This is a genomic window from Dechloromonas sp. CZR5, assembly GCF_008711155.1.
Taxonomy (GTDB): Bacteria; Pseudomonadota; Gammaproteobacteria; order Burkholderiales; family Rhodocyclaceae; genus Azonexus.
Genome location: NZ_VUYQ01000003.1, coordinates 486,490 through 498,890 on the forward strand (window position 1 = coordinate 486,490; position 12,401 = coordinate 498,890).

Genomic DNA, 12,401 nt, shown 5'->3' on the forward strand with positions numbered 1-12,401 from the left:
CTTAAACCTGCATCAGCTCGGCCTCTTTCGTGGCGAGCATCTTGTCGACTTCAACGATGAACTTGTCGGTCAGCTTCTGGATGTCATCCTGCGCCTTGCGCTCGTCGTCCTCAGGAATTTCGCCCTTCTTCAGCGCATCCTTGAGATGGGTGTTGGCGTCGCGACGCAGGTTGCGGATGGCAACCTTGGCGCCCTCGCCTTCATGCTTGACGACCTTGATCATTTCCTTGCGCCGCTCTTCGGTCAGAGCCGGCATCGGCACGCGGATCAGTTCGCCCTGTGAAGCAGGATTAAGGCCAAGATCGGAGTCGCGAATCGCCTTCTCGACCTTCTGCGCCATATTCTTTTCCCACGGCTGGACGCCGATGGTGCGGGCATCGACCAGGGTGATGTTGGCGACCTGGTTCACCGGCACCATGGAACCGTAGTAGTCGACCTGAACATGATCGAGCAGGCCGGTGTGAGCACGGCCAGTGCGAACCTTCAGGAGGTCGTTCTTCAACGCCTCCAGCGATTTCTGCATCTTGTTTTCGGCGTTTTTCTTCAGTTCTGCAATCATTTGGCTCTCCTCAGCAATAGACCAGCGTGCCTTCGTCTTCACCACAGACCACGCGCTTCAGCGCGCCGGCCGTGAAGATCGAAAACACGTTGATCGGCAGTTTCTGGTCGCGACACAAGGCAAAAGCCGTCGCATCCATGACCGCGAGATTCTTCGAGATCGCTTCATTGAAGCTGATCTTGTCATAGCGCGTCGCCGAAGGATCCTTCTTGGGATCAGCCGTGTAGATACCATCGACCTTGGTCGCCTTCAACACGATTTCGGCGCCGATTTCCGAACCGCGCAGTGCTGCAGCAGTATCGGTGGTGAAGAAGGGGTTGCCGGTTCCGGCACCGAAGATCACGATCTTACCTTCTTCGAGGTAGCGGATGGCCTTGCCGCGAATGTACGGCTCGATCACCTGCTCGATATTCAGGGCCGACTGCACACGGGCATTCAGGCCGCATTGACGCATCGCGTCGGACAGTGCCATGGCGTTCATCACCGTGGCGAGCATGCCCATGTAATCCGCGGTAGCGCGATCCATCCCGGTGGCCGTACCGGCCATGCCACGGAAGATGTTGCCACCGCCGATCACGACACCGATTTCTACGCCCAGATCGGCGACCGCCTTGATCTCCCCGCAAATCGCCGCGATGGTCTGCGGATTGATGCCGTAGGCGTCATTGCCCATCAGGGCCTCGCCGGAGAGTTTCAGGAGGATGCGCTTGTATTTGGGTGTGGTCATCGGCTTTCCTTTCAATTACTTCTTGGCAGCGGCAGCAGCAGCCTGGGCGGCCACTTCGGCAGCGAAGTCGTCAACCTTCTTCTCGATGCCTTCACCAACCATGTACAGTGTGAAGCCGGCGACGGATGCGCCCTTGGCCTTCAGCAGCTGTTCGATGGTTTGCTTGCCGTCTTCAGCCTTGACGAAGACTTGCGCCAAAAGGGTGACGTCCTTCAGGTACTTCTGGACGGTACCTTCGGCGATCTTTTCCAGCATGGCTTCCGGCTTGTTGTCGGCGCGCGCCTTCTCGATGGCGACACGACGCTCGGTGTCGAGCAGTTCGGCGGAAACACCGGAAGCATCCAGGGCCTTCGGCTTGGAAGCAGCGATGTGCATGGCCAAATCCTTGCCAAGCTGCTCGTCGCCACCGATCACGTCGACCACGACACCAACCTTGGCACCACCGTGGATGTAGGGAACCAGCTTGCCCTTGGCTTCGAAGCGGGTAAAGCGACGAATGGACATGTTCTCGCCGATCTTGCCAACCAGAGCAGAACGGGTCGATTCGACGGTACCTTCGCCCATCGGCAGGGCAGACAGAGCGGCGACATCAGCCGGACCCTGATTGGCAACCAGTGCGGCACAGCCATTGGCCAGCGCGATGAATTCGTCGTTCTTGGCAACGAAGTCGGTTTCGGAGTTCACTTCGATGATCGCGCCGGTCTTGCCATCGGCAGAGATGCTGACTGCAACGATACCTTCGGCAGCGATACGGGCCGCGGCCTTGGAGGCTTTGTTGCCCAGCTTGACGCGGAGGATTTCCTCGGCCTTGGCCATGTCGCCATCAGCCTCCGTCAGCGCCTTCTTGCATTCCATCATCGGTGCGTCGGTCTTGCCGCGCAGCTCTGCAACCATACCTGCGGTAATTGCCGCCATATTTCTTTCTCCTGAGCTTATAAAACTGGCGGAGCCTGAGCTCCGCCGTTACATCTTTATTTATTCAGCCGCTTCCTGAACTTCGACGAACTCGTCGTCACCGCCGGCTGCCACGATGTCGGCAACCACCTGGCTGCGACCTTCGAGGATGGCATCAGCGACGCCGCGGGCGTACAGCTGAATGGCGCGGGAAGAGTCATCGTTACCCGGGATGACGTAGGAAACGCCTTCCGGAGAGTGGTTAGTATCGACCACACCGATGACCGGGATACCCAGCTTTTCGGCTTCGGTGATGGCGATCTTGTGATAGCCGACGTCGACAACGAAGATGGCATCCGGCAGGCCGCCCATATCCTTGATGCCGCCAATGGATTTCTGCAGCTTTTCCAGTTCGCGACGGAAGGTCAGCGCTTCCTTCTTCGGCATGCGCTCGAGTTCGCCGGCCTCAACAGCCAGCTCCATGTCCTTCAGGCGCTTGATGGAGGTCTTGACGGTCTTGAAGTTGGTCAGCATGCCACCCAGCCAGCGCTGGTCGACGTAAGGAGCGCCGGCGCGCAGCGCTTCTTCACCGATGATTTCGCGGGCTTGACGCTTGGTGCCGACGAACAGGATGGTGCCGCGATTGGAGGCCAGCTTCTTCACGAAAGCCATGGCTTCGTTGTACTTGACCAGGGTCTTTTCGAGGTTGACGATGTGAATCTTGTTGCGGGCGCCGAAGATGTACGGGGCCATCTTGGGGGACCAGAAACGGGTCTGGTGGCCGAAGTGAACACCGGCTTCCAGCATTTCGCGCATGGTAACGGACATAGCAATTTCCTTTTAAGGGTTGAACCGCCACCCGCCGGAAACGCCCGTCATTATTGAGTTTTGACGGACACCCTTAATCGGCGGATGTGTGGATTTTGGTTGCCTGCACCATGCAGACAACCGTTTTTCGCAGCCGAAACGACCGAGAAAAACCTGCGGATTATAGCAGGAGAACGGAGAAGCCAAAAGCCTCAATAACCATTTTGCTTCAAGGCGAGCAACTGCAGCATGCGCTCCAGATAGGGCTGCCAGTCGGGCATTTGCAACCCGAAGTCCTTTTCCAGGCGACGGCAGTCGAGCCGTGAATTCATCGGGCGACGCGCCGGAGTCGGATAGTCGGCAGAGCCGATGGCATTGATCGCTTCCGGCCTCAGGCGCAGATCGAAGCCCGGGGCCTGCCCGGCCAGCGCAACGATGGTGCGGGCGAACTCACACCAGCTTACCGGTCGTGCCGCCGCCAGGTGATACAGACGGCTTTCTCCCTCTTCCAGAGCAGCACCGTGGCGCAACATGGCGAGCCCGACACCGGTAACGGTCGCCAGCATGGCGGCCGGCGTCGGCGAACCGATCTGGTCGTCGACCACGCTCAGCGTCTCTTTCTCGCGCGCCAGGCGAAGGATGGTTTTGACGAAATTGTTGCCGCGCGCACCGAATACCCAGCTGGTGCGGAAAATCACCGATTTTCCGCCCGCGGCCTGTATCGCCGCCTCGCCCTCCAGCTTGGTGCGCCCATAGACACTCAGCGGCCCGGTCAGATCGCCTTCGACATAGGGCACCGCCTTGGCACCGTCAAAAATATAATCTGTCGAGTAATGCAGCAGCAAAGCACCAAGACGCGCCGCCTCCTCGGCCAGCACGCCCGGTGCCTCGGCATTGATCCGATGCGCCAGATCCGGCTCGGACTCGGCCCTGTCTACCGCGGTGTACGCCGCCGCATTGACGATGATGGTGGGGCGCAACTCGCGAACGATGGAACGAATACGCCCCAAGTCGGCCAAATCACACTGCGCACGCCCGCAGGCGATAACCTCGCCATGCGGCGCCAGCGAACGCTGCAACTGCCAGCCGACCTGGCCATCCTTACCGAGCAGGAGAATCCTCATCATGATCCCGATGGGCTGAAAACCCGCACAGTATGCCATCTCCACGGGCTTGCGCTTTGCGAAACCAGCCCCATCATTTATCCTTCTTTATCCCTAACGTACCGAAAAAAAACCATGAGTATCACCATCAAGACCCCGGAAGAAATCGAAAAAATGCGCATTGCCGGGCGTCTCGCCGGAGAGGTTCTCGATTACATCGAACCCTTCGTCAAGGCCGGCATCACCACCGACGAACTCGACAAGCTCTGTCACGACTACATGGTCGATGTCCAAGGCTGCATTCCGGCCCCGCTCAACTATGCCCCGTCGGGCTACGACCCTTACCCGAAATCGATCTGTACCTCGGTCAACCAGCAGGTTTGCCACGGCGTCCCCGGCGAACGCGTCCTGAAGAACGGCGACATCATCAATCTCGACATCACGACCATCAAGGATGATTACCACGGCGACACCAGCCGCATGTTCGTGGTCGGCGAAGGCTCAATCCAGGCCAACCGGCTGTGCGAGATCACCTTCGAGTGCATGTGGCTGGGCATTTCAGTAGTTCGACCCGGCGGATTCCTGGGGGACATTGGCGCCATCATCCAGAAGCATGCCGAAAAGAACGGCTACTCCATCGTTCGCGAATTCTGCGGGCACGGCATCGGCAAGAAGTTCCATGAAGACCCGCAGGTTCTGCACTACGGAAAGGCAGGCACCGGACCACGTTTGGAACCGGGCATGATCTTCACCATCGAACCGATGGTGAATGCCGGCAAGGCGGCCATTCGCGAAATGGCCGACGGTTGGACCATCGTCACCAAGGACCGCAGCCTGTCGGCGCAGTGGGAACACACCATCCTGGTCACCGAGACGGGTTACGAAGTCCTGACGCTATCGGCGGCCTGCCGGGCAAAGCCCGATTGGATCGCCTGATGAACTGCGATGTCGCTGCCCTGCGCGCGGAAGTCAAGGCCACCCAGCAGCAGCTTCAGCAACAATACGAACTCACCCACGACGCACGTGCCCTGCTTCGCGACCGATGCGCCCAGGTCGACGTCATCCTGGAAAAGCTCTGGCGCTCCTTCAACTTTCCCGTCTCGATGACCCTGGCTGCCGTTGGCGGCTATGGCCGGGGAGAACTTTTTCCCGCCTCCGACATCGATTTGCTGATCCTCCTGCCTCAGGAAGTCAGCAAGACCACCCAGGAAAAGCTTGAGCAACTGGTCGGACATTTCTGGGACATCGGTCTGGAGATCGGCCACAGCGTTCGTACCGTCCAGGAGTGCCTGGATGAAGCGGCGCGCGACATCACCGTTCAGACGGCATTGCTCGAAGCCCGCCTGCTGACCGGTAATGCGAAGCTGTTCGCCACCTTCCAGAAGCGCCTGCACGGCAACCTCGACCCGCTGGTATTCTTCGAAGCCAAGCGACTGGAGCAACAGGAGCGCTACCTGCGCTTCAACGAAACGCCCTACAGCCTGGAGCCGAACTGCAAGGAATCTCCCGGCGGCCTGCGCGACATGCAGGTCATCTTCTGGATGGCAAAAGCGGCCGGGCTTGGCTCCAGCTGGGCAGAACTTCAACAGAACGGCGTCATCAGCGAAGAAGGCATGCGCCTGACCGATGCCTGCGAAGACTATCTGAGACACCTGCGCATCCGCCTTCATTTCATGCTCGGCCGTCGCGATGACCGCCTGCTGTTCGACTACCAGAACAACCTGGCCGAGAAATTCGGTTTTGTCACGAACGAAGCGAAGCGCGCGTCGGAACAACTGATGCAGGTGTATTACCGGCACGCAAAATCGGTCACCGTGCTCAATACCCTGATCGTGCAGAACATCGGTGCGGCGCTGACACCGGAAATCGATCTCGTACCGCAGCCGCTCGACGACAATTTCCAGATGGTGGGAAACCTGCTCGACATTCGCGACGACAAGCTCTTTGAGCGCACCCCGGCGGCCATTCTGGATTGCTTCCTGGCCATGCAGGAGAGCCATGAGCTCTCCGGCATGACGACACGGACACTCAGGGCGCTGTGGCGATCACGCGACCTGATCACGCCGGAATTCCGCGCCGATCCGGACAACCGGGCGAATTTCCTGAAGCTGCTGACCAGCGAGCGCGGCATCGTGCACGAGTTCCGGCGCATGAACCAGCTCGACATACTGGGCAGTTACCTGCCGAATTTCGGACGCATCGTCGGCCAGATGCAGCATGATCTTTTCCATGTCTACACTGTGGATCAGCACATCCTGCAGGTCATGCGCAACATCCGCCGCTTCACGATGAGCGAATTCGCGCACGAGTACCCGATGTGCTCGCGTATCGTCAGCGAACTGGAACGCCCCTGGCTGCTCTATGTCGCGGCCCTGTTCCACGACATCGCCAAGGGACGGGGAGGAGACCATTCCGAACTCGGAACGGTCGATGCCCGCGAATTCTGTGTCGATCACGGACTGAGCGAAGAAGATACCGAACTGGTGGTCTGGCTGGTCCGGAACCATCTGGTCATGTCGCAGGTCGCACAGAAGGAAGACCTCACCGACCCGGAGGTGATAGCCCGCTTCGTCAAGCTGGTCGGCGACATGCGCCACCTGCAGGCGCTCTACCTGCTGACCCATGCCGACATCCGCGGCACCAGCCCGAAGGTCTGGAATCACTGGAAAGGCAAGCTGCTCGCCGATCTCTACTACCAGGCCCAACACCACATCACGCAGGGCAAGACTCCGGAAGCGCACGGTGTCATTGCCGACCGGCAGGCTGAGGCGATGCGCCTGCTGCGCTTCTTCGCGCTATCCGACACCGTGCATGAACGGCTGTGGAAACAGCTCGATACCGTCTATTTCCTGCGCCATTCCGCCGAGGAAATCGCCTGGCATACCCGTTCGCTGCATTACCGGATATTCAACAACCAGCCCGTTGTCCGCGCCCGCCCCTATCAGGAAGGTCAGGGCCTGCAGGTCATGGTTTACACGCAGGACCAGCCCGACCTGTTCGCCCGCATCGTCGGCTTTTTCGCCCGTGCCGGCTACAGCATCGTCGACGCCAAGATTCACACCACGGCACATGGTTACGCACTGGACAGCTTTGTCGTCCTCGATGTCGAGAATCGGGAAAACGAACGCGAAATGGTTCCGTTCATCGAACACGAACTGGAGCAGCGCCTGCTGCATCAGTCACCGCCCGACATCCCGTCCGCCGGTCGTCTCTCGCGCCAGGTCAAGCATTTCCCGATCAAGCCGGACGTCAGCATCCGCAGCGATGAAAAGGGAACACACTTCATCCTCTCGCTGATTGCCGCCGACCGTCCCGGCCTTCTTTACACGGTCGCCAACACCCTGGCCGAACATGGAGCCAACCTGCAGACCGCCAAGATCACGACGCTCGGCGAACGCGCCGAGGACGTCTTTCTGATCAGCGGCGGCGATCTGCGGGACACCAACAACCGGATACGCCTGGAAACCGAATTGATGGAGCGGCTCAAGATCTAGCCCCGCATCGGGTTAATGGCGCCGCCGGCACGGCTCAGGATTTATTTGCCGTCGTCAGCCGCACCTGCCGGGCGATATCCTCGGCCACCGCCTTCAAGGCGCGCCGCTGAGCGGCCACCAATTGCTCCGGCTCGTTTGACACGCTGCTCTCGCGTAACGTGCTACGTCCGAAAATAGGCTTTCCCTGCCGCGGAAGCAGGCGCCACACGATATCGACCTGTGCGCCCTGCCCTTCGACCGCTTCCAGGCGCTGGACGTCGAGCAGCAAGCGGAAATCGGCATCGAAGCCCTGGCCGTCCACGGGCAACGACAACACGCGGCCCGAATCGAGCAGGCGCCCCAATTCGTCGGCCAGTACGCGCGGAATATCGCGGCGGAGCGGTTCGGCCCAGCGCATCCACTCGTCGATACGGACACGGTTGTCGGCTTGCCGCAGCACCAGTTGCGGCCGGTCGATCAACTCCGGCAAGTTGGTCTGCGCGATGACGATGCTCGGTGTCTGCCCCTGCGGAACGCTCAGCAGACTGCTATCGCCCAGCGTGAAATAACGCGGAGCCGGCGATGTGCCGCAGCCGACCAAGAGGGCCAGCATGCCAGCGGCCAAGGCGATGCGCTCAAGCTTCAATTGTCCTCTCCCTTCTTGCCCTTCAGCAGGGCCTCCGGCTGGCGCTCCAGCAAATCGGCCAGATTGCGCACGGCGGTCGCCGCCTTGCCGACTTCACGCAAGGCATCGCGCATTTCCAGTTGCAAGGGCGCGTCGTTGACCATCAGTTTGTCCGCCGAGCCAAGCATGCGATCGGCGCTATCCAGCGTCTTGCGCGCATCGCGCAGGGTGTTCGTCAACTCGGGCGCCACTTCGCGGTCGACTTTGACGATCAGTTGATCGACATGCTGCAAGGTCGTACGCAGCGTTTCGACGACGGTCAGCAGCTGGTCCTGCATCGAATCCAAGGTACCCGGCTGCACCGGCAACTCAGGCCGCCGCCGGCTCCAGTCCACGCGGGCCGGCTTGGCGTTGTTGAAGAAATCAAGCGCGACGTAGCGCTGGCCGGTCAGCAAGTTGCCGGTGCGCAACTGGGCGCGGAAGCCGCGCGCCACCATGCGATCGATGATCTCCTCCCGTATCGGCTCTCCCTTCACCCCTCCCCCATTGTTGCTGGTCGGCGGCGCAAAACGATCGGGATACATGCTCAGTTCGACTTGCATGTAGAAATCGGCCTTTTTCTTGTCGAAGTTGAGGTCGATGCGCGACACCTCGCCAGCCACCAAGCCACGGAAATCGACCGGCGCCCCCACGGTCAGGCCGCGCACTGATTCGTTGAAGAGGAGCACATATTTCTCGACCCGCGTTTCCGGTTTACGCGACGCAGCGGCCTGGTCGGCGTGCAGCGTAAACAAAGCCTCGGCTTCGGCGCGTGGAGCAGGCCGGTCGTCCTCGTCGTTCGGCGACGAAAAGGCGACGCCACCCAAGGCCAGGCTGAGCAGCGATTGCATGTCGAACTTGACGCCATCGGCGTTCAAGGAAACGTCCATGCCGCTGGCGTGCCAGAAACGTGATGCCTTGGTCACGAAGGCATCGTAAGGTGAATCGACGAATACCCTGACGTCCACGCCGCTGCCGTCCTGGCGCATGGCGTAGCCGACCACCCGGCCAACCGGGATGCGCCGGAAATATACCGGCGTGCCGATGTCCAGCGAGCCAAGTTCGTCGGCCGTCAACACGTATTGGCGACCCGGCGTATTGGAAGTGACCAGCGGCGGCACTTCCAAGCCGATGAAATCCAGCTGCTTTTGTCCGGATTTGCCGGGGTCGATGGCAATATAGGCCCCTGACAACAAGGTGGCCAGACCGGAGATGGTGCCCGCCGCGACGCGTGGGCGGACCACCCAGAATTGGCTGTCCGCCACCAACAACTCTTCCGCCTGCCTGTCCATCTGCACGACGACACGCACCGACTTGCGATCCTCGCTCAGCGCGATGCTCGTTACTGTCCCGATTGCGACATCCTTGAATTTGACGCGGGTCTTGTTCGCTTCAAGCCCCTCCGCCGCAACGAATTGCAGCGTCACCTCCGGCCCGCGGGCGCGGACTGCCTGCACGGCCAAGCCAATGCCGACGAGGATGGCGAGCAGCGGAACGATCCAGATCACGCCGAAGTGCCAGCGCGAGCGCTGGACGAGCCTGGCATTGGGCAGTTCTTCAGGAGGTTGTGCTTGGCTTGGATTCACAAGTTCTTTCCGAAGGTTGTTGGGCGGACCCGGCGTCCCAGATCAGACGAGGGTCGAAAGCCATGGTGGCCAGCATGCTCAGCACGACGACGGCGGCGAAAGCCACCACACCGGGGCCGGGCGCCACCGTCGCCAGGGACTGGGCCTGGACCAGCGCAACCAGTATGGCAACGACATAGACATCGAGCATCGACCAGCGACCGATCAGTTCGAGCAGCCGATACAGGCGGGCGCTTTGCAGGGACTGCTCCGGCGACCGACGCTGCACGCCGAGCAGAATCAGGCTCAGCGACAACAATTTGAGCAGCGGCACGGCGATACTGGCAATGAATACGATGATCGCCAGCACCCACGAGCCCGAACCCCACAGGTAAACCACGCCGCTGAGGATCGTATCGCGCTGCACGCCGAACAAGGAGCGCGTTTCCATGATCGGCAGCAGATTGGCCGGCAGATAGAGCACGAAGGCAGCCAGTAGCAAGGCCCAGGCTCGTTCGATGCTGTGCGGCTTGCGGCTGTGCAAGCGTACCTGGCAGCGTGAGCAACGGGCATTCTCCGCCATTTCCCCCACTTTCCCGCACACCTCGCATACGGCGAGGCCCCGGTCGGCGGCGGTCACCCAGCTCATACCCGCGCCTCCTCCCAGGCCTGCCACAGGGCGCGATGATCGAAGGCCGTGCTGAGCACGGCGAGCACCAGCATCAAGCCGCCAAAGCACCAGATGGCGGTGCCGAGCAGCACATCGGCCATGTGCGACAGTTTGACCAGCGAGACCAATACGCCGAGGATGAATACCTCGACCATCGCCCACGGACGCGCCAACTGCAGGCTGCGGAAAAGCGGCACGAAAGCGACCGGCCGTCGTCCCGAGCAGAGCGGGAAGAGCAACCAGGCGAGAACCGACAACTCGACCAGCGGCACCAGGACCGTCGTGGCGACGAGCAAGCCGGCAACGATCGGCGTGTCGTCACGCCACAACTGCCGCGCAGCCCCGAAAACCGTCGTGTCTACATGATGGCCTTGGATATTCAGGCCGACGACGGGAAACAGGTTGGCCAGCAAAAGCAGGATCAAGGCCGTACAAGTCAGCGCCAGCAAGAACTGCAAATTGTCCGGGCCGACCCGGCACAACTCGGCGCCGCAGCGCGGGCACAGCATGACGCCCCGAGCATCCGGCACTTCTGCCTTGTGCAGGAGCAGATCGCATTCATGACAGGCGATGGGCAATGTACTCACCCCGCCACCTCGGCCTGGCACCGGCGCCGCGTTTCGCTCAACGGGCTTTCCGCCGGCGCCTTGGCCCGGGCGCCACCGGGCAAGGCAAACTGAGCCTGGGCAAAGCCTGCAGAGCGCTGCGCCAACGGGCAGATCGCCTGCCGGCCAAGGCTGATCGGCGAGAATTCAGGGCAGCGCACGCGCTCGGCTGCCGATCAATGCAACAGCAGGGTGGCGTTGATCATGCGGCCGTCGTGCCACAGATCGGTTACCCGGGTGGTCAACTGATAGGCCCGCACGTCGCTGATGTCCATTTCAACGATCACGACCGGCGCCTGCGGATCACCGTCGCGGATAATGGAGACGCCGGCCACCGGCCCGACTTTCTCCAAGCCCGCGGCGATGGCTTCTACGGTCACCTCCGGCTTTATACCGGTGAACATGATTTTCTTCATCGTTCGATCCTCCGCGCTGTGTCGATGCCGAAGCACCGCTGACAGTATAGAGAAAAATGACCGGTGACTTCCAGGCGCTCCGGGCTATGCGGTGATGCCGCGTCAACGCTTGCCACCGCCGGGACGTGCGCCGGAACATCGCAAAGGCTAAACGGACAAGCCGATCGGCGGGCAGTTCTCCTGGCAGCCGACCAGGCGTTCGATGATGGTCCGCACTCGCCCCATGGCCTCGTGCAGGACATGTTCGAGGCTTTCGAAATGGATGCCGTTGACGCTGTCGCCGCGACCCGCCGCATGATTGGCAACGACGTTGATCGCCGCATAAGGCAAGCCCAGTTCGCGCGCCAGCACCGCTTCCGGCATGCCGGTCATGCCCACCACATCGGCACCGTCCCGCTCGAGGCGATTGATTTCGGCGGCCGTTTCGAGGCGAGGCCCTTGCGTTGCCGCATAGACGGCATCGAGCTTCATCTCGATACTCAGTTCCCGCGCCGCTTCGAGAATCCGCCGACGCAATTCGGCATCGTAGGGCTCGGTGAAATCGACGTGGTGAACCGGCGTTCCGTTACCGTCAAAAAAGGTCGAATTTCGCCCCCAGGTGTAGTCGAGTATCTGGTGCGGCAGGACGATATCGCCGGGCTGCAGGTCGCCCCGTATCCCCCCCACGGATGCCACTGAAATCACGCCGGAAACCTTGTGATGCTGCAAGGCCCACAAATTCGCCCGGTAATTGACCTTATGCGGCGGAATCGTGTGACCGTACCCGTGGCGCGGCAGGAAAACCGCCGACTGGCCGCAGATCTGTCCAAACACCAAAGCGCCGGAGGCCTCCCCGTACGGCGTGCGCACGACTTCCCGATGCGAAACGTCGAGATTGGACAGCGTGGTCAGTCCGCTGCCACCAATGATTGCCAACAT

General features: G+C 61.0%; 14 protein-coding genes. 2 read left to right on the plus strand and 12 right to left on the minus strand.

What is annotated here, in order from left to right; translation table 11 throughout:
- Position 1: 1 nt before the first annotated feature.
- From frr to rfbD, 5 genes are all read right to left on the minus strand, one after another.
- Positions 2 to 559, minus strand: a complete 558-nt coding sequence (frr, locus tag F1002_RS11210) for a ribosome recycling factor (protein WP_150429105.1) — start codon at positions 557 to 559, stop codon at positions 2 to 4.
- Between the two features lie 10 nt (positions 560 to 569).
- Positions 570 to 1,286: a UMP kinase gene (pyrH, locus tag F1002_RS11215; protein ID WP_150429106.1), complete on the minus strand. Its 717-nt coding sequence runs from the start codon at positions 1,284 to 1,286 to the stop codon at positions 570 to 572.
- A 15-nt stretch (positions 1,287 to 1,301) separates the two neighbouring features.
- The gene (gene tsf / locus F1002_RS11220; RefSeq protein ID WP_150429107.1) at positions 1,302 to 2,201 is read right to left on the minus strand and encodes a translation elongation factor Ts; all 900 of its coding nucleotides are present in this window, start codon (positions 2,199 to 2,201) and stop codon (positions 1,302 to 1,304) included.
- A gap of 60 nt (positions 2,202 to 2,261) precedes the next feature.
- Positions 2,262 to 3,008, minus strand: a complete 747-nt coding sequence (gene rpsB, locus F1002_RS11225; RefSeq protein ID WP_150429108.1) for a 30S ribosomal protein S2 — start codon at positions 3,006 to 3,008, stop codon at positions 2,262 to 2,264.
- Positions 3,009 to 3,199: 191 nt separating this feature from the next.
- Positions 3,200 to 4,111 carry a dTDP-4-dehydrorhamnose reductase gene (gene rfbD / locus F1002_RS11230; protein ID WP_150429284.1) on the minus strand — a complete coding sequence of 304 codons (912 nt, stop codon included), beginning with the start codon at positions 4,109 to 4,111 and terminating at the stop codon, positions 3,200 to 3,202.
- A gap of 114 nt (positions 4,112 to 4,225) precedes the next feature.
- Here rfbD and map point away from each other — a divergent pair, with 114 nt between their 5' ends.
- Together map and F1002_RS11240 are read left to right on the plus strand one after the other, a co-directional pair.
- A complete protein-coding gene (gene map / locus F1002_RS11235) occupies positions 4,226 to 5,026 on the plus strand; it encodes a type I methionyl aminopeptidase (protein ID WP_150429109.1) in 801 nt (266 codons plus the stop codon).
- Positions 5,026 to 7,584, plus strand: coding sequence for a [protein-PII] uridylyltransferase (locus F1002_RS11240; RefSeq protein ID WP_150429110.1), 2,559 nt, complete (start codon positions 5,026 to 5,028; stop codon positions 7,582 to 7,584). The genes map and F1002_RS11240 overlap by 1 nt, the downstream gene beginning before the upstream one ends.
- Before the next feature lie 34 nt (positions 7,585 to 7,618).
- Here F1002_RS11240 and F1002_RS11245 read toward each other — a convergent pair whose 3' ends face one another.
- The 7 genes from F1002_RS11245 to F1002_RS11275 form a co-directional block, all read right to left on the minus strand.
- On the minus strand, positions 7,619 to 8,209 hold the full coding sequence (locus F1002_RS11245) for a membrane integrity-associated transporter subunit PqiC (RefSeq protein ID WP_150429111.1): 591 nt from the start codon (positions 8,207 to 8,209) through the stop codon (positions 7,619 to 7,621).
- Entirely contained in the window at positions 8,206 to 9,813 is a 1,608-nt protein-coding gene (locus tag F1002_RS11250; RefSeq protein WP_150429112.1) for an intermembrane transport protein PqiB, read from the minus strand. The genes F1002_RS11245 and F1002_RS11250 overlap by 4 nt, the downstream gene beginning before the upstream one ends.
- Complete coding sequence (locus tag F1002_RS11255; RefSeq protein ID WP_150429113.1) at positions 9,785 to 10,441, minus strand: paraquat-inducible protein A; 657 nt, start codon at positions 10,439 to 10,441, stop codon at positions 9,785 to 9,787. Before F1002_RS11255 ends, F1002_RS11250 begins: the two co-directional genes overlap by 29 nt.
- Positions 10,438 to 11,049: a paraquat-inducible protein A gene (locus F1002_RS11260; RefSeq protein ID WP_223879553.1), complete on the minus strand. Its 612-nt coding sequence runs from the start codon at positions 11,047 to 11,049 to the stop codon at positions 10,438 to 10,440. Before F1002_RS11260 ends, F1002_RS11255 begins: the two co-directional genes overlap by 4 nt.
- Positions 11,046 to 11,228: a hypothetical protein gene (locus F1002_RS11265; RefSeq protein ID WP_150429114.1), complete on the minus strand. Its 183-nt coding sequence runs from the start codon at positions 11,226 to 11,228 to the stop codon at positions 11,046 to 11,048. Before F1002_RS11265 ends, F1002_RS11260 begins: the two co-directional genes overlap by 4 nt.
- A 15-nt stretch (positions 11,229 to 11,243) precedes the next feature.
- Complete coding sequence (locus F1002_RS11270; protein WP_150429115.1) at positions 11,244 to 11,483, minus strand: hypothetical protein; 240 nt, start codon at positions 11,481 to 11,483, stop codon at positions 11,244 to 11,246.
- 147 nt (positions 11,484 to 11,630) lie between these two features.
- Positions 11,631 to 12,401 carry an S-methyl-5'-thioinosine phosphorylase gene (locus F1002_RS11275; protein ID WP_150429116.1) on the minus strand — a complete coding sequence of 257 codons (771 nt, stop codon included), beginning with the start codon at positions 12,399 to 12,401 and terminating at the stop codon, positions 11,631 to 11,633.